We start from the raw sequence: 19,451 nt of genomic DNA, 5'->3' as shown, positions 1-19,451 counted from the left end.
TTACTTAATGTTATTCAGCAGTTGTATCTTCCTTCCATTGTGCATATAATATAATGTCTTTTGTAATTTTTATCTTATCATCATATTCATAGCCTGTTCCCTCTCCATCTTTCTTAGTATTCCATTCAACAAAGGTATAACCGCTCTTTGTTGGTTTGTATAAAGGCATATTTGTATTTTCAGGAACTGTTCTTGTCTTAAGTACTTCTTCATCAGAATCTTCTGCATCAGGATCCTTAAATGTAACCTTATATTCCTTTGTTTTATTGGTGCCATCTGATGGAATATCGGTAGACATGGTTGCATTTTCATTTATTATTTGACTTGGAATATAAGGAACTGTAGTATTTCCATAATAATCAAATGCCTTTTGTGGTGTTGGATAATCTGGACCCAAGCAAGCTCCATTATCATCAAAGCTATAAAGTTTTTGATTTATAATACAGCTACTTTTCTGCATTGCTCCACTCGGTGAAAAGAAATATATTTTCCCTTCAATTTGAATTACTCCAGTTTGCATGGCTCCATTTAAATCTGCGTAATACCATTGGCCTCCGTCATAGATCCATCCTGTTCTCATTTGCCCTTGCGAATCAAAGAAATACCATACTCCGCCTATTTGTCTCCAACTTGTAGCATAAGTGTATCCTTCTGTATAGCTCCACACTCCATTGCTACTTTCAATCCAGGCTGCTGAAGCTCCTATTGGAATTAATGTAGTTAATGTAGCCGCAACGCCTATTAGAGCCAATTTCTTCAAAAAATTATGCTTCATTTCACGTTTCCCCCTCGTTTTTTTAATCCATTGACCAAGTTATAACGGTACTTAATATAACTTGGCCTTTATTCCTTTGTTTATAAAGCTATTAATTACTGTTTCCTGTTCTGGATGTGGTAGTTATGGTGTTGGAGCTACCACAGTTATTGGTATAGTTTTAGTTGTTCCAGATCCATCAGTAGCAGTAGCTCTTACATAAATATTTCCAGCCACAGTTCCTTGCAGCAATCCACCGCTACCAATTGATGCATTTCCTCCATCAATGCTCTCAACTGACCATTGGATTGTTTTATTGGTTGCACCAGTCGGAGTTATAATAGCTGTCATTTGAAGTTGTTGCCCTACAGTAACTGTTCCCGATGGACTACTTATATCAATACCTGATACATAAACTGGTTGACCTGATATTGTTATAATCTTTTCTCTATCAACAACTTTTGTTTCAATTACAGCATTTCCATTAGCATCTCGCATAACACTTCCATCCGAATTAAGTTTTACCATATTATAAGTTAGATGCGCCTTAACTTTGACTGTACCGTTATCTACTGCTTTTAAAAGCCCAGTTGCAGAAATTGTTGCTTTGCCAGTAATAGTATTATCTGCATCCGCATCTCCAGCTTGTACAACTGACCATGTTACTGTTCCATTACTAGCTGCATCAATTGGGTTTAAAACTAATGCCATTTGAAGTGTTCCAGCTTTTTGTGTTATTGTAGAAAGATCGTCAGTTGACCCACTGGAAGAAGTATCTTTTCCAACTATTGTTGCATCAGTTACATCTGTTATTAATCCACTTATGGTTAATGCCTTGCTTACTGAAATATTTGATCCATCTATTGTTGTAGCAGTTACTATGACTGTTCCATTTTTTAATGCCCTCAGTAATCCAGTCTGGCCTGGGACAAATTCAGCATCGCCATTTACATCTCTTACTTCCCACTTAACTGCACCCGATGTAGTGTTTGTTGCATTATTTGGAGTTATTATTACACCAAATTGAAGTTCTGGTGAAGTTCCCTGTTTAGTATCTAACTCTTTAACATCATCAGGCGTTATTATTAGACCTGTAGCTTTAATACTTTGATTACTAATTGTTATTGTTTTACTTCCATAAATTGTTGGAACTTTCTTTGAGGTTGCTTTTACTGTAACAGTTCCATCTGCTAGAGGTGTCAAGAGCCCAGTACTACTGATTGATGCCTTTCCCGTCATCTTTGTTCCCGCATCTCCATACTGTTCAACTGACCATACAATGCTTTGATCAACTGCATTACTTGGTGATACTTGTGCACTCATTTGCATTGTTTGACCATCTACGTTTATTAAATCAGAAGCGCTTGTTACACCTATTTTTTCTACTTTTGTAGTTTGACCTTTTATTGTAATCTGCCCACTTCCAATAATTGTGTTATTTTCTGCTGAAATAGCTTTTACTGTAACTATTCCATCTGATAACGCTGTTAAAAGGCCTGTATCACTAATTACCGCTCTTCCAGTATCACTGCTATCTCCTACAGCCCAAGTTACTGACTTATTTGTAGCACTGCTTGGATATACAGTTGCAACCATTTGAAGTGTTCCGCCATCGATTGCTATTGTATTGCTAGTCTTCCCACTTACAGCTATACCTTCTACTGGAATCTTTGTAGATTGTCCAGTTATAGTTACTGTTCTCTTACCAATAACACCTGAACCATCCTTAGCTGTAGCTACCACTGATACTGTTCCATTCGATATTGCAGTCACAAGTCCTGTATCACTAATTGACGCACTTCCTGTTCCATTTTCAATTGTCCATGTTACATCTGGATTATTTGCATCACTTGGCAATACATTTGGAAGCATTTGAAGAGTTCCAGCATTAGCTGTTATGAGGTATGATCCTGTTTGGCTGTTAACAGTAATTTTAGTTACTGGTACTACTACATCAGTTGCACTTACTGTTACCTCTTTAGTAGTGCTTATATCTGATCCATCATTAGCTGTTGCTTTTACAGTGACTGTTCCTGTAGAAACTCCTGTTAACAATCCATTACTATCAATTGTTGCTTTTCCTGTACCATTAACAACAGACCATGTTACTCCTTTATTTTCCGCATCACTTGGTAATACTTCCGCTGTCATTTGAGCAGTTTTATTAACAGTAACATACGCACTGCCCTTTATTGTAATGCCATCAACAAATACTGAGGTATCATTAGTCCATTGAGCATATAAGGTAATATCTCCTTCTACCTTTATACTATCATCAGCCGCATAGCTTTTTCCTGACCCATCACTTTTGGTGTTCCAACTTGAGAAATTATATTTAATTTTACTTGGTTCATATAAATCAACAGTCTTTCCATATTTAACATTTTTAGTTTTAAGCTCTGCTCCATTTGAATCTTTAAGTACTACTTTAAATATTCTTCCTTCATTAGGATTTTCATCTGAGGTACTTTGATCCTTAATAACTTCATTAGTTTTTGAATCAGTTGGGGTGCCAGTTACTTTATTATCCGTATTCTTTAAAACCTGAACACAATTTCCCGAGTTATCAAATTCTCTGTCTGGAGTTGGTACTTTAACACCTGCAACTTCTCCATCAGAAGCAATAGTATAAAATTCCCCATTGATAACTGTATTAGTAGTTTTCATAATTCCATTATCATCAAAAATATATACTTTTCCTGCTACATTTATTATCCCAGTTTGAATTGCACCGGTCGAATCTGAATAATACCAATTCTTATTATAATTAATCCAACCCGTTTTTAATGTCCCATTGCTTTGAATGAAATACCAAGAGTCTCCTGCCTTTATCCAGCCTTTCAACATCTTCCCGTTATCATCAAAATAATATAGTTGTCCATCAATTTTCTTCCAACCTGTAACCTTTTCATCATTTTGTGTGTAGTACCAATTACCTTGATAATCATTTACCCATTCAGCTGAAGCCCTAACAGGCGCAAGAGAGCATATTGTTGATAAAATAACTGCTCCTGCAATTATCTTACATATAAATTCCCGTTTCATTAAAACCTTCCCCCCTATTTTCATATTCCTTCTAAAATTTATCTTTTCATGAAAAGTAACTTATATTTCATTATGTCTATGTTCGTCTTATATCATAAAAACATGCATAATATCTCATATCTTATTATCGATATATTCTTACATAACTATATAGTTATAATACCATATTATGATTAACATAGCATATTAGGTAATAAATATAAAAATAAAGGTTATGTATCTATTTTTTCTACAATAACCTTTATTTATATTTAATTATTCACTTAAAGTTCCGTCGGAATTAAAAATGTATTTAGTTCCATCTATATATCTTGATCCAGTTACCATTACTCCATTAATATTAAAATAATATTTTTTCCCATCAATTGTAACCCATTCATTCTTTTTCATCTTACCTGTAGTTTCATCTAAGTAGCACCATCCATCCTGTGAATATGCCCATCCTGTTTTCATTGATCCATCATCATTTGTACAATACCAGCTTCCATCGGCTCTAAACCAGCCTGTTTGCATTTCCCCTGATGGATCTTTAAAATAATACCATTTATCACCTATTTGAAGCCAAGTATTAGCCGCCTGTCCACTATCTTTTAGATAGTACCACTTTCCATTAGACCACTTCCAACTTGAGGTTTCCATTGCACCGCTTTTACCAAAATAGTACCAATATTCATCGATTTTAAGCCAATCTCTAGTCATTTTACCATCAGCTTTTAAATAATATGATTTACCTCCATCATTGACCCATTCCATTTTCTTAACTGCTCCATCTTCACCAACAAAGTACCAGTCGTCTCCATCTTGAATCCATTGATTAAATAATTCATATCCTTTTTTCTTATCAAAGTAACACTTTTTGCCATCAACTATTTGCCAGCCAGTTTCCATTGCACCGTCAATTCTATTAAAATAATAAGTTTTTCCATTGATTGTTTGAACACCTTTTAAACTTACACCATCTTTATCATAATAATATCTATATCCGTCCTTCTTTCCCCAGCCCGGGTCATTGTTAAATCTATCAAAAACCTTATCCCAAGCATCGTTAACATCATCATTCTTATCCTTAAGTGAATCTGTTAAATCATTTAATGAATCGCTTAGATTATTCATTGAATCAGTTATTCCGGTCACTAGTCCTTTTATCCCGCTTTTATCTATGGCATCATCAACTATTCCGCCAACTTCAGCTTTTACATCCGGTACCATAAGATAAGTATCAACCTTTATCATACTATTAATTGCATCAGTAGTAGCACTTGGTAAATTAAGTCCAGAGATCTGTTCTGCTAATAAAGCCTTTTCAAATGGTCCCACTACAAGACTATATTGATAAACTTTATTAGTTGCAATTGAAGCATCACTTTTAGTTAAAGATAGCGATAAAATCGAAAATTTTGTTCCATCTACATCTAATGATTTACTTAAACTACCCTTTAAATTACTAACACTACTAAAATCAATAATGTTTAAATCTTTATTTATATAACTCGATGCACCTTTTTGAACCTTTAACATATTGTAGATCGGGTTATTAATTACATATGCTTTCCCATTTGATGAATCGATTATATTAATACTCATTCCATCACCAATTACTTCAGTGCCACTGCCCAAATCAAGTGTTTTTCCATAAGCATCAGTACCAGTAGTTGGACTAAAAGCTAAAGCTGGAACTGGAGCAAGTCCATTATAAGCTGCATTTCTTACCTTTGCATTATAGGTATCTACACAATAAGATCCGTTTCCAACAACAGAATTAACTATGGATCCAACTAATCCTTTAATTACAAAAGCTTGCGCCTTCACTTCCCCTGAAGAATTTTTTCCGGTGTATTGATATAAAGGAATATTTTCAAATCTGCTTTTAATAGCTCCCGGCAATGCATCCGTTAAATTTTTTTCTACTACAGGTCCAATTAAACTTTTTAGGGTTGCTTCTGGAATACTTCCACCTGTAGCAGCTGACACTTTTGCAACAACAGCACTCGTAATTGGCTCCTTAAGCTGTTCAAGAACTTGGGCTGAAATTTCATTAACTAATGTATCAGAAAGAGTGTACGATAAATTACCACATTCCAAATTAGAAATTGAATTTGCACCTTGAACTTTAAACATTGCTGCAACTCCATTTTCCAACTGTGGATTAATTACAGTACTCTCAGCCATAGCAATAAGCGTGTTTCCATCTGGAACCATGGATGATAAATCTACTCCTGCTAAAGCTATATTACTAGTTTGTGTATCATTCACTGCTGCTTCAACATATATATTATTTTTTCCAGGAATCAATGTACAAATACTCATCGTAACTATTATTAATGCCATTATTCTATTAATTTTCCTTATCATACTATCGCCTCCAAAATATCTATCTATATTATAACATTTTTGTACTCATCAGTTCAAATATATAAATTATCATTAGTGCATTAATAATAAAATATATGTTGTTATATTATAATTATTTAATAGATATTCTCTTCTTCTAGCAGATTAATAAATTCTTTCACAAGAAATGGATCAAATTGAGTTCCTGAGCATCTTTTAAGTTCTTCAATAATATATTCCTTATGGAAAGATTCCTTATAAATTCTTTTATGAGACATTACATCAAAGGAATCTACTATATTTATAATTCTTGATAATAACGGTATTTCTTCTCCCTTAAGCTTATTTGGGTAACCTGTTCCATCATATCGTTCATGATGAGCCAATATATTATTTGCAATGTGAGCTAATTCTGGTGTCGAAGTTGCAATTCTATACCCAATGTCAGAATGTGTTTTCATTATAGCCCATTCCTCATCTGTAAGCTTGGATGGTTTCATAAGAATATGCTCAGGTATCCCTATCTTTCCAATATCATGAAGTGAAGATAATAATTCTAACTCATCTAATTTTTCTTTTGGAAGTCCTATTCTCTTTCCTAATTTAACACTTAAATTTTTAATTCTTATAGTATGTTCTTCCGTCTCACTATCTTTTTCATGTAAAGTTCTCAAAAGTGAATTTATCGCAGCACTTCTGGCGCTTTTTTCCTGCATAAGTTTATTCCTATACATTCTCTTTTCCGCCAAACTCATAACAGATTCTGTCCCTAAATTATCCTCATAAGATCCTGCATACCCCCAAGCAATACTTATTTTAAAATGAAATTCTGCTTCGCTTTCACATTTTTCCTTTATCCTATCTATTAAATCATTCACATAAGCTCTTGTCTTATTTTTAGCCAATATTACAAATTCATCTCCACCCCATCTGGAAATCACATCATCAATATCGCAATTTTCATTAAGAATTTTGGCTACTAGGCAGAGCAATTTATCACCTTCTGCGTGTCCCAAGGCATCATTTGTAAGTTTTAATCCATTAAGATCTCCCATTAAAATGAAATAGCTGCTATCACTACTTTCATCTAGCTCCTTAAACATCTTTTCCATATATGCTCTATTTCTTAAACTTGTTAATTTATCTGAATAACTTAAAAATAATATTTCCTTATGAGCATGATTAAGCTCCGAAAGCATTTTATTAACTTCATTTCCTAACTTATGAATTTCATCTTTTCCAGATATATCAACAGATAATGAAGTATCTTTTGTAGCTCCAACTTTTTCAATAAACTTCGTTAATCTTAAAAGCCTTTTCAATATATATTTATTAACGATTATTATATCAAAAATAATAATTATAACTATCAAAGATACAAATTGAGTTATAAAATTACTTAAAAAATGACTAATATGTTCATTGCCATAGTCCATGTCAGTAATCTTAATTCCAATCGAATCATCACCATTAATATCCTTCACTAATTTATGTGCCTCAGAATCCTCCTTATTATATATTATATCCCCATCATCCATATAAATATAGGAAGCATCAAACTTTTCTTCACTAGGCTCCTCAAACTTTAAAGTTACCTTAGTAACCTGATCTATATAATTTAACAATTTATCATCAACTTCTCGAATCATTACTAAAAATCCATCACTTTCCATACTTTCACTGGATGGAGTTACAGATAATATTCCAGTAATATATACTTTTCCATTCCATGATAATAGACCAATATTTCCATTACTAGTTCTTTCAAAATTCTTACTATTTTTTAAAAGCTGATCTACTAGAGTTCCACTTATGCTTTTATGCTCATCATCACTTTCTTTTGAATAAATTATTTTTTTATTGTTATCTAAGAATGCAATCCCTACTAAGCCTAAGTTTTTTACTGAATTCCCTTCTAGATTTGAATCAATATATTCTTTGTTTTGATTCTTTATAAAATTATAAGTATCGTTCCATTGTCCCCAATCAACAAGCCTGCTTTTCATATCGTCTTTTTCATTATTAATTATATAATTTACTACTTCAAAACTTCTTTTTATTTCTTCCTCTCGATCTTTACTTATATACCCAAAGTATGAAAAATAAAAAATCAAAATAGTAGTCCCTATCATTAATAAAACACTTAAAATGACTATTAAAAATGTTTTATATTTTATACTCATAAACCCTCCCCCTTTTAAATGCTAAAACAATTTTATATTAAATTATCACAGCATTTTAAGCACATAATCATTGAATTGTATTTCTACTGGGTATTTTCTTTAGTTTAAATAGCCATCATACTATCTGTAAATTTACATACAAATTAGTTTGATGGCTATTAAAATATAATTTTTATGTAAAATTAATATTCCAAAAATCCTCTGCTTATTCTCAGCTATGTTATTGCAATTTAAATCTTTGTACTAATTCAGTTAACTTCATTGCTATTTGCGCCTGTTCAGCTGCTGCCTGCGATACTTGTACTATAGCCGTCGAACTTCCCTCTATTTCACTTTGTATTTTTTCACTACTTAATGATGACTTTTGAACATCCGCAGCCGTACTTTGAAGCGCTTGGTTTATTTGCTCAACTGTAGCTTCAACCTCTTGCGCCATAGAAACTAATTCTTCTGACATCGAACTTACAAAATCTCCATCATTGCTATATTTTTCTCCTATTTTAGCGTAAGCCTGTAGTTGGTTATCAACTTCAGTTGACATAAAATTAAGTATATCATTACTGTTTTGAGAAAGGTTTCTAACTGCATCTTGTATCTTAGTTATTGTACTTTGAATAGTTACAACTGTTTGAGAAGACTCCTCTGCTAGTTTTCTAACCTCTTCAGCTACAACAGCAAAACCTTTTCCAGATTCCCCAGCTCTTGCAGCTTCAATTGCTGCATTTAATGCTAACAGATTAGTTTGTTCTGCAATATCTGCTATAGCATCAGCCATAACCTTTACTTCTTCTACAACCTTTGCATCTTCAATTGCTTTTAATATATTCTTTTCTTTTTGTTCACGAACTTGTGTTGTACTTGCTATTGCAATTTGGCTGTCTTCTTTAACTTTTTCAGCTCTTCTCTTAATTTTTTCTGCATTTGTACTTCCATCTGCCGCCTTATTCGCTAAATTTTCCATACTTGAGTTAACTTCTTCAATCGAAGCTGCAATTTCCTCAGCTGTAGCACTTGTTTCAGTCATTGTAGAATTTATATCCTTTGATGAGTTATCAACTTCATCAAGTTTTGCAGAAACTTGTTCTATGTTTGCAGACAACTCTTGACTTAAAGCACTTATGTTGCAAGCTTCATTAAGAATGGTAGAGATTAATTCCTTGACATTTCTTTGAGCTGTATTTAGCTCCATTCCAATATTTCCAATTTCATCATTCTTAGTTACTTTTACATCTTCAGCAAAATCATATTTAGCTAATTTCTTAGCAAAATTCTTAAGTGTATTCAACCTTGATATTATATTTTTATGCATATATATTGCTGCAACTATAGCAATTATCAAACTTACAACGCATATAAATGATGTTGTAGCAATATCCCTGCCTATTTTATCAGCAGCAGCTAATCCATTTTTAATGTCATATAGCTGCTTAAAATTGATAACTCCTGATACAAGTGTTAGTACACACATAATAGCATATGAAAATATAAGTTTAGATTTTAGTGACACATTTTTCTTGCCATTATTCATTTCTCTTCCCCCTTAACAATTCTCCATGTAATACTAAATTATATATTATCACTATTTTTTTCTATATTCAACTAATAATAACAATATATTTCTAAGCTTAAATATTAGGTTAAAAATAGAAGTGATGATTTACACTAACCACCACTTCTATTTGTTTAAGGAAACTCGACTCACATTCGTTTAGGCATTATTTAAGTTTATCCATTGACCATCAAGGAACATCATTCCTGTTTTCATAGCTCCACTAGCGTCAAAATAGTAGTTCTTACCATTTATGTTTTGCCATCCTCTTACCATTTTTCCGGCATCATCTAAGTAGTACCAGACTTTTCCGCTATATAACCATCCATTTCTCATAGTACCATCATCATTTATATAATATTTATTCTTATCATAAGTAATCCAGCCCTTTTGCATTACACCATGGTCGTCCATGAAATACCATCTACCATTGTATAATGTCCAGCCAGTTATCATTTGTCCATATTGGTTGAAGAAATACCATTTTCCATCGTATGTTGCCCATACATTCGTTCTCATGGAACCATCACCTTGAAGATAATACCAGTAACCTTTATCATATATCCAACCTGTTTGCATAATTCCATTTTGGTTTAAGTAATACCAGTTACCACTTTCATTTATCCAACCAGTTTGCATGTATCCATTTATGTCTAAGAAATACCACTGATTATCATATTTAACCCATTGATTTTTCACTTGAATTCCTGTTGCATCATAGAATGTCCAGTTTCCTGCAACAAGTACCCATTGGTTAGTACCTTCTATATCTCCTCTAATTACACTTAACTTATATGTAGTAGTTGTTTTGCCATCTTCGGCTGTTACTTCTACTGTTATAAGATTAGCTCCTATATCAAGCTTAATATAATCAGATTGTCCATTTGTATATTCTTTTCCATTTATCTTGATTTTTGCTTTGTCATTTTGCGAAGTATATAATACCTTAACCTTCTCTACATTTCTTGCTTCTTTAACACTATAAACGTAAGTCTCTGGATCAAATTTTGGAGACATAGTTCCATCAGTTACAGAAAGACTAGCCAAATTAACGTTATCCTTTGAATATTTTCTAGTAATAGTTAACACATAGGTATTACTATTCCCTTTAGTATCTGTGACTACTACATTAATTACATTTACGCCTTCATCTAAACTAATATATGGTGATGTTGCGCCACTTGGTATTTTTTTGCTATTCACTGTAATTGTTGAATTTGCATCTTCAGCTATTGGAGTAACACCTATTGAGGTAACACTGTTTTCTACAGTTGCTGTATATTCATAGATACCTTTGTTAAATGTAGGAGAAAGTGTTCCTGAAGTTAAAGTTAGCCCTGTAAGATTAGCACTTCTAAATTGTGCAGTACGTGTTACCGCAACAGTATATGTACTCGTATCCCCATCTGTAGTCTTAACCTCAATATCTATATCATTTTCGCCTTCATCCAATTGTATATTAGGGCTCTTATTTCCACTTCTTACAGTAGCACCGTTAACTTTAACTGTAGATGCATTATCTACAGTTGTTGGAGTAAACGCGATTGTTGATTGAGTCGTTGGTACCGTAATTGCATAGTCATATGTATCTGAATTAAATGCAGGCGACAAGGTACCTGTAGATGGTACTAATGATTGTAATTTTGCCTGGCCTTTTTTAGTTATTATTAATTTATATTGCTTTGAGGTATTCAAATAGGTTCTAGTAATAATAATGTCATTTTCTCCACCTACTAAATTTACAGTATTGCTGCTTCCGCCGTTTACAGTAAAAGTCATAGGAGTATTATTTTTATCAATCATTTGAATTGTAGCAGTTTTTATAGATGAATCAATGTTTGGAAGTAAGTAATTTCCATTAGCATCTGTTTGGTTATAATCAAAATTAAATGAAGTCTGGTTATCAAAGGTAACCTTTAATGTTCCGAACTCAAGAGAAGAATCTGATTCAAAACTCATTATTATTGGATATACCGTGGTAATGCCAGTGCTATTATCTTTCATTGTAACTGTAAGAGTAAAGTTACTGTAATCACTTATTGATGTTATTTTCCAATCACTTCCACCAGTCGAGTTACCTACTTGAAGTATAGCCATATTTGATGAGCTACTTGTAACACCTGTAATAATATATCCCGTTTGTGCTTCTAGATAAAAAGATGTTCCTATTGGCAGATACTCACAAGTGTATTGTCCGCCAGAATTCTTATCTATAATTCTAGTTTTATTATCAGTTTTATCTCCTACGTATAGAGTTAATCCTGGTACTTGGTTGGTTGCATCTGCGCTGGCCTTTTTTATATTTCCGATCTGCGCAGTTGTGAAAAAAAGGCTAAAAATTAATAGATAAGAAACAATCCTTTTCAAATCAATCTTTTTTACTCTCATTAATATGTCCCCCCGTTTGTGCTTCTTAGATGCATAATAATTTGATTTATTTGATAATATCTTTCGACATTCTAACTAATATATATGATACCATTATTTTCGCATGCTTTCCAATATTCTTTAGTGAATACCTAATACTTACATGGATATTTCTCGAAGCAATTTTTACCACAAATGTGCATAATTGCTTAGAAAATGATATAAAGCTTATTTATATAATTTAAGGTGTGATTTGAAACTACATTCATATACACACCTTAATCTTTCTATTATAATATACAAATATTTTTGGAAATGTTGGTTCCTTTTTAACTATTATTCTAAATTTTTAACGAATATTCGACACATACCTCGACCAAGTTTAATTTATAAAAAATCATAGATTTAACTCTAGATTACCTTAACCAAAATCGACCGAACCATCGTTATTGAAATAATAAGTATATCCATCTATTGTTTTAGGACTTGTCTGCATTGTTCCATCTTCATTAAAATAATAAAAATACTTATCATCTACATTTAACCATCCTCGTCTCATATTGCCATAATAATTTATATAGTACCACTTACCATCATCGTACACCCATTCTCCAGATTTCATACTTCCATCTGGATTTAAATAATACCATTCACCATCATATTCAGCCCAGCCTGTTTGCATAGCCCCTGAAGAACCTAACAAATACCATTCCTTTCCATAGTATATCCAACCAGTCTCCATTGCTCCACTAGAATTTAGATAATACCATTGGTCTAAATTAACAATCCATCCAGTTGCCATACTTCCATCTCTTCTTAAGTAATACCAATTACCATTATCTTCAACCCAGCCTGTTTGCATTACTCCATTTGAATCTAAATAGTACCATTCATTTTCATAGAATACCCATCCTGTCTGCATTTCACCTTTAGTGCCTAAATAGTACCAATTATCATCATCTTCTATCCAACCAGTTTGCATATTTCCTCTATTGTTAAAGTGGAAGTAGGCTTTATACTTATCATCGTAAAACCACCTATTTTTCAAGCAATTTCCAAGAGCATCATTATATCTCCATCTTCCATTGACTATAATCCATTGATTAGGTTTTAATACCTGGTTAATGGAATCTGAAACATTAGGGGATACAGGAATACCTAGATATATATTTAAAGAATATTTTCCTGTTCTCCCAGTATCTTTATCTCCAACATCTATATTTAGAGTATATTTGCCTATTCCATCAAATTTTAATTTAATGGAATTTGTTGTACTTAGTTGCTGTCCATTAACAATAATTGAGTGGTTCTCATCAACCGGAATCGTGCCTAGTTCTACTATATTAGTTCCTTGATCGAGTTCTATGTTATAAGAATTAATGCTTGGCTCAAATCCGATAGTACTATCATTTATAAGAATGTCCTCTAGATAAACCGCATCTTTACCACCTCTATATACGTAAACAAAATATGTTGATTTACTGTTAGTTTTATCATCTTGGACTTCAATTTTTATTGTATTTTTCCCATTTTCTAACACTATGTCTTGTTTATAAGAATTATCTTTTGTTACTGTTTTTCCATTGACTGTCACTATATCTAAAGGATCATCAGGCTTGGCCTTAATAAACGCTTTATCAACGTCTTTATCAACGTCCACTATGTAAGAATACACATCTGCATAAAAGTCGATATCATCTCCTTCACTAAAATAGACGTTTTTTAATTGAGGCTTTTGATCAGCATAAGCTTTTATTGCAGTTGAATTTAAACAGTTAAGTTTTATAAATGCGAATATGCAAGTAATAAACACAACTACAATTCTTCTTTTAATAGTCTTATTCATATTTCGTCCCCTTTATTCCCACTTATCTTAATATAATAATGTTATCATTATAATACTTTACTGTAAACTTAGGTTTATTCCTAAAAATCTTAATTTTATATTAATTTTTTGTGAAAATGGTAACTACACACATGATTGACTGTACTCCGAACAAAAAAAAACTGTTACTGCAATTATTTAAAATCACAAGTAACAGTTCTTTCTTTTGTTTTAAGACTTAAAGTCTTAAACCTTTTGTCTTTAGTTATCTATATTTACTTCGTATATTAATAGTAATAGACAAGAAGTAAATTTTTATCTTTAGTGTGGTAGAGGGGTGAGTTCAAGAAAGAGCAAACAAACTCGACTCACAATTCACCACTCTAAACTACCCGAATCAAAGATGCCCACAGGGAAAGTTCATGTTTCCAAATATAAAATTTGGGCATTCACTTTTGGAGTCTTACTTGCTCACAGAGTAAGTTCGACTGACCAAATCATAGATTTGGAGTCTTACTTAATCCAAGCTCCTGAAGCTCCTAATTTATATCCATTAACAGTTGTATTAGCAAGCATTGCTCCTGATCCGTTTAAGAAGTACCAGTTACTTCCATCTTGAATCCAACCTGTAGCCATAGCTCCTGAAGATTTTAAGAAGTACCAAGTTCCATTGTCGTTAACCCAACCAGTTTTCATAGCTCCTGATCCATTTAAGTAGTACCAGTTACCACCATCTTGAATCCAGCCTGTAGCCATGATTCCATCAGCTTTGATGTAGTACCAAACTCCACCATCGTTAACCCATTGTCCTTTAGTTTGAGTTCCATCAGCAGCATAGAATGTCCAACCTGCATCAGTTTTAACCCACCCTTTGTTTACTACTGGAGTTGTAACTGGAGGAGTAGTAGTAGCTTGACTGTTATCTACTACTGCATAAGCATCTTGTCCTGCTTCCCAAGCGACTAAACTATCTGCATTATATACATCTAAAGAGTTGAATGATCTATCAACAGTATAAACAGCATTGAAATTGCTTCCATCGAATTTATAAATTGTTCCTTTGTTTAATGCCCATACGTTGCCGTCTACATCAATTGATACTGCATCACTTCCAGCTATATCTTGATCTTGTTTAACATCTTTTTCTGCTAAATAAACATCTAATTTAGTGTTTGTAGTATCTCCTGTTGCAACAACTTTATCTTTCTTTAATTTAATAGTATTTATAGTAACCTTGCTTCCATCATTTTTAATAGCATAAATAGTTCCATTTATAACTCTAAATGATGTATCAGTATCATGAATAGCTGTATTTGCTGCAGCTGCATCATCTGAATTATAAGAAGATGCCACTTCATATGAAGTTACGCTGTTTGGAAGATAAGCTTTATCTTTTGTTGTTCCTTGAGCTTTAGAAATCTTTTGAATATAAGTAGCTGTTGATTTTGCTCCACCAGTAATATTAACATCTACTAATCTATATAAGTAATCTTTATCTTGAGCAAGTTCAGTAACATGGCTAATAGTTACAACAACGTTGCTTCCTGTATTTGCTTTGTTAAATTCTTCAACTTTTATTGTCTTTGCTGCAGTTCCAGTTCCTGTAGTTACATACATATTTGCAGTATCATCAGTATCGATATATTTTCCTGCATCATTAACATATCCATTGAATGATGCTCCGCCACTTGTAGTTGTTGAGTATGAATACCAAACATCTCCAAATTGACTTCCATCAACTTGAGTCAATGATACACCTGTTACTCCACTATATCTATCAGTCTTAGCTAAAGTTGATTTTAATTTAGTTGAAACGATTGAATTATTGTCTGATGCATTATTATCTAAAACTTTTCCATTTGCTAAATCAACTAAGTATTCATCGCTTCCATCTTGAACTTTAGCATATTCGCTACCATATTTTTCTACAGTATCACCTGTGATGCTATCACCATTAGTGTTATTTACTTGCTTGTCTGCATCTCCAGCATTAAAGTATAGACCACTTTGATCATTATCAGTTTTATATCCTTCGAAGATATATTTTCCACCGTCAAACGCTATAGCATTTTCGATAGTTCCTTGTTTTGTTTCTAATGTTTTTGTTGCTGCACTAACACCAGTTGCAGGTATTAATGAAACTACTGCAGCCGCAGCTACTAATATTGATGTTGCTTTACTCATTCTTTTTATCATTTGTATATTCCTCCTAAAGTTTTATCTTTTGGTTTATTAGTAATTATTTAGTTTAGAAATAATATTTTGGTTTTTGAATATTAATTTGGTTTACGAATATTATTATAGCAACTTTATATAATATTGTCTACACTTTTTGTTGAATTTTTGTATTTAAATGGAGTTTTTTTTAATATTTTTTGAATCAAATATTTTTATTTATCTAAAAATATCCTTATCATGTCAATTTACATACTATATTGCTAAAAATAGGTTACATTTTTTACAAATATCGGAACAATAAAAGACACTTTCTTATAGTTATTACTCGAAAATAACAAGAACATTTTTACACAACCATTTAATATATTTTATTCAAAGTTATCTATTCCCCTTATTATATACAACACTTTCTTCAATTTTAGGTGCTATAATTTCTTTCCGTCAGATATTATTTTATTATCTTTACCTTAACAACAGCTTAATGATTCGACTAAATATTTAAAATATCGACATTTATTTTAAAATTATAAATCTCTTGTGATTTAATTCTTGCTGTCCTAATATATATACATACTTACTTTTCATTTTTGGTATCATATTTAAAATTAACACGAACTTTAATTTTATTACCTACATAAATATATAAAAAAAGAAGCGCTCTTTTAACTTATTACAAACATAAGAACGTTTCTAATTTATCTCAAAATATTTCTAAATTAAATTATAACAATTTTTCTAAATTTAATATCAATACACCTATTGCATCAATATATTCTTCTACTATTCTTTTTGCAACTTCATCAGTTAAACTCTCATTATACATATGTGACGTGGAATTTCTATCCTCTAGTAAACTAATCCAAACTTTGTCAGCACTTATTAAATTATTTACGTACGCTTTTTTAAAGATAGTTCTTAGAAAGGAATTTTCAAGAGTTACTCCTAGGTACTTCATAAATTCTTTCAGTGTCTTGTGCGTAAGTTCGTAGGTAAATTCAAATCTCTGAATAAGGCTGTCTCTAATTATATCCCATACTATATTTTAATAAAACAAAAAACCAGGATAAAACTGTTAATTTCATCCCAGTTAAAGTACTTCCTTTTAGAGTCTTATTTGCTCACAGAGTAAGTAAGACTATCCAAATCAAATATTTGGAGTCTTACTTAATCCAAGCTCCATTTGCTCCTAGTTTATAGCTGCCTACTGTTGTATTTGTAAGCATTTCACCTGATGCATTTAGATAATACCAAGTTCCGTTATCATTTAACCAGCCTGTATGCATAGCTCCCGAAACCTTATCCAAATAATACCACTTGTTATTAACTAATTTCCAACCTGTAGACATTATTGCATTATCATCTATATAGTACCAATTGCTGCCGGAAGATAACCAGCCTTTATATTTAGTTCCATCTGCATTATTGTAGCTCCAAGCACCATTTAAGTCTTGAACCCAACCTGCTTTTACTGTATTAGATGTTGGTGTTTGATTAGCATTATTATTTGTAGTAGTATTACCTGCATTAGTATTAGCATCCGTATCAGTTGAGTCAGCATCATCTGATGTTGCTGCCTTTTCTACTATTGAATATATTTCATCATTTGAACTCCAAACAACTAGATTATCCTTATCGTACACTGAAATATTAGTGTACTCCTTATCTACATTGTAAGCTTTTTCAAAATCTTTGTTATTATCGAATTTATAAATTGTATCATCCGATAATGCCCACAAATTCCCCTCACTATCAATATCAACTGAATTTTCTCCATCTTGAAGTTTTACCTTGTCATCACCTTTTACTTCAATATAATAATCTGAGCTTTTATATTTTAATCCAATAGTTTCAGCTTCAACTTCATCACTATTAATTTTATAATTAACTAATTTTCCATCTGCAATTGTAAATGAAGTATCCTCTTCATTCAATAAATCTATCTTTTTACCATCTGCATCTGCAAGTGCATAAGTAGCTACAGTTCTTGCATATTTTATTCCATCCACCTTTTTAGAAGCTTGATCTTTTGATATAACCTGAATAGCCTCAAAACTTACACTTGTTTTATCTGAAGATAAGGTATAAGCATCCGTAGCATCAGTTAAAGTTATTCCATTGACTTCTCTAATAGTTGCATCTGAAGCTGTAGATTTTAAAGTAATAGTTGCCAATCTATATATATTACTCGAATCTTGTCCAATAACTTTAGCATCTTTAACACTTCCTCTTACATCATCATCCGAGTCGCTTGTATTTTCAATTGTAGCTGTTTTACTGTTGCTTAATTTAACCTTTATTTTTCCCAAATTATAATCTGCATCAATGTATTTTCCACTTTTATCAGTATAAACGCTAAAGTTAGTCGCTCCACCGTTTGTGCTTTCATCAACTGACTTTATTTCGTACTCTGCTGAATACCAGCCTTCTGAAAACTTAGCTTTTGGAAGTTCAGTTATATCGTGAACATTCTTTGCATCACTATCATCATATCTTCCATCGTTGTCAGATTTAATCTTGCTTCGTAGTGCCACTGCAACATCATCTAAGTTTTTATTTCTTATTTCCTCGTCACTTACCTTACCGCTTGTTAGGTCAACATAATTATCTCCGCCATTTACCTCAACATACTTAGTTCCATAAGCTTCAGCCTTATCTTCAGAATTTACATCCTTTAACTCTGAATACTTTCCATTACTTAAATAATAAGCAGCATCATTCTTTTTACTTGGTTTTCCGCTTATGTAAAAATTTCCATCTTTATATGCTACAGCATTATATATTTCTCCATTTTCTGATTTTATTTTCTCAGTGCTTGCGGCACTTACCCCTACCGGCATTACTGAGACTGCTGCCGCAACAGCTACTAACAAAGATGTTATCTTATTTACTCTTTTGAACATATTTTTCCCTCCTGAATTCCCCTATTTTTCATCATTTATGAAATATGCTACATATTTAGTATTATAACATATCCTTACATAATTAAAGTATTAAACTACTCTTAAATCGTAATTTTCTACTGTAATTGCAATATGCATTATTAAATCTATATCCTCTCACATAATCCTTGCAAAAAAACAAATAAAAAAATGTATTCACTACAAAGTCTGAGCCCTTTGTTAAAAAGGCTCTGCTAAATTAACTGAAAGAAAAGTTACTCAATATGAAATAGCTTAAATAAAAAATATCTCTCCTTTGATTAAGAAAGCAGGTGAGCTA

10 protein-coding genes are annotated in these 19,451 nt (G+C 32.2%); all 10 read right to left on the bottom strand.

Going from position 1 to position 19,451, the window contains the following annotated elements; genetic code table 11:
• Positions 1 to 10: 10 nt before the first annotated feature.
• The 10 genes from COL3_RS05520 to COL3_RS29510 all read right to left on the bottom strand — a co-directional run bounded on the left by COL3_RS05520 (position 11) and on the right by COL3_RS29510 (position 19,132).
• Positions 11 to 775 (bottom strand): InlB B-repeat-containing protein, encoded by a 765-nt coding sequence (locus COL3_RS05520; protein ID WP_008429105.1) that lies wholly within the window; start codon positions 773 to 775, stop codon positions 11 to 13.
• Between the two features lie 123 nt (positions 776 to 898).
• Positions 899 to 3,799: an Ig-like domain-containing protein gene (locus COL3_RS05515; protein ID WP_008429107.1), complete on the bottom strand. Its 2,901-nt coding sequence runs from the start codon at positions 3,797 to 3,799 to the stop codon at positions 899 to 901.
• A 255-nt stretch (positions 3,800 to 4,054) separates the two neighbouring features.
• Positions 4,055 to 6,151 (bottom strand): N-acetylmuramoyl-L-alanine amidase family protein, encoded by a 2,097-nt coding sequence (locus COL3_RS05510; RefSeq protein WP_008429109.1) that lies wholly within the window; start codon positions 6,149 to 6,151, stop codon positions 4,055 to 4,057.
• A 116-nt stretch (positions 6,152 to 6,267) separates the two neighbouring features.
• On the bottom strand, positions 6,268 to 8,313 hold the full coding sequence (locus COL3_RS05505) for an HD domain-containing phosphohydrolase (RefSeq protein ID WP_008429111.1): 2,046 nt from the start codon (positions 8,311 to 8,313) through the stop codon (positions 6,268 to 6,270).
• Between the two features lie 220 nt (positions 8,314 to 8,533).
• Positions 8,534 to 9,841, bottom strand: coding sequence for a methyl-accepting chemotaxis protein (locus COL3_RS05500; protein ID WP_008429113.1), 1,308 nt, complete (start codon positions 9,839 to 9,841; stop codon positions 8,534 to 8,536).
• Positions 9,842 to 10,021: 180 nt separating this feature from the next.
• A complete protein-coding gene (locus tag COL3_RS05495) occupies positions 10,022 to 12,250 on the bottom strand; it encodes a cadherin-like beta sandwich domain-containing protein (RefSeq protein WP_008429115.1) in 2,229 nt (742 codons plus the stop codon).
• A 400-nt stretch (positions 12,251 to 12,650) separates the two neighbouring features.
• Entirely contained in the window at positions 12,651 to 14,075 is a 1,425-nt protein-coding gene (locus tag COL3_RS05490; protein ID WP_008429117.1) for a cadherin-like beta sandwich domain-containing protein, read from the bottom strand.
• A 492-nt stretch (positions 14,076 to 14,567) separates the two neighbouring features.
• Positions 14,568 to 16,250 (bottom strand): cell wall-binding protein, encoded by a 1,683-nt coding sequence (locus COL3_RS05485; RefSeq protein ID WP_008429119.1) that lies wholly within the window; start codon positions 16,248 to 16,250, stop codon positions 14,568 to 14,570.
• Positions 16,251 to 16,953: 703 nt separating this feature from the next.
• Complete coding sequence (locus COL3_RS05480; protein WP_278286627.1) at positions 16,954 to 17,256, bottom strand: HI0074 family nucleotidyltransferase substrate-binding subunit; 303 nt, start codon at positions 17,254 to 17,256, stop codon at positions 16,954 to 16,956.
• Positions 17,257 to 17,392: 136 nt separating this feature from the next.
• On the bottom strand, positions 17,393 to 19,132 hold the full coding sequence (locus COL3_RS29510; RefSeq protein WP_008429123.1) for a cell wall-binding protein: 1,740 nt from the start codon (positions 19,130 to 19,132) through the stop codon (positions 17,393 to 17,395).
• Positions 19,133 to 19,451: the final 319 nt, after the last annotated feature.

The organism is Clostridium sp. LS (assembly GCF_002760435.1).
In the GTDB taxonomy this organism is placed as follows: domain Bacteria; phylum Bacillota; class Clostridia; order Clostridiales; family Clostridiaceae; genus Clostridium.
The sequence above is the reverse complement of the archived record's forward strand: the minus strand, read 5'-3'. Positions and strand labels throughout refer to the sequence as shown.

Bases quoted from the DNA above. Each gene is read 5' to 3' on its own strand.
- COL3_RS05500 (WP_008429113.1), bottom strand. From the start codon at position 9,841: ATGAATAATGGCAAGAAAAATGTGTCACTAAAATCTAAACTTATATTT.
- COL3_RS05515 (WP_008429107.1), bottom strand. From the start codon at position 3,799: ATGAAACGGGAATTTATATGTAAGATAATTGCAGGAGCAGTTATTTTA.
- COL3_RS05485 (WP_008429119.1), bottom strand. From the start codon at position 16,250: ATGATAAAAAGAATGAGTAAAGCAACATCAATATTAGTAGCTGCGGCT.
- COL3_RS05505 (WP_008429111.1), bottom strand. From the start codon at position 8,313: ATGAGTATAAAATATAAAACATTTTTAATAGTCATTTTAAGTGTTTTA.
- COL3_RS05520 (WP_008429105.1), bottom strand. From the start codon at position 775: ATGAAGCATAATTTTTTGAAGAAATTGGCTCTAATAGGCGTTGCGGCT.
- COL3_RS05495 (WP_008429115.1), bottom strand. From the start codon at position 12,250: ATGAGAGTAAAAAAGATTGATTTGAAAAGGATTGTTTCTTATCTATTA.
- COL3_RS05490 (WP_008429117.1), bottom strand. From the start codon at position 14,075: ATGAATAAGACTATTAAAAGAAGAATTGTAGTTGTGTTTATTACTTGC.
- COL3_RS05510 (WP_008429109.1), bottom strand. From the start codon at position 6,151: ATGATAAGGAAAATTAATAGAATAATGGCATTAATAATAGTTACGATG.
- COL3_RS29510 (WP_008429123.1), bottom strand. From the start codon at position 19,132: ATGTTCAAAAGAGTAAATAAGATAACATCTTTGTTAGTAGCTGTTGCG.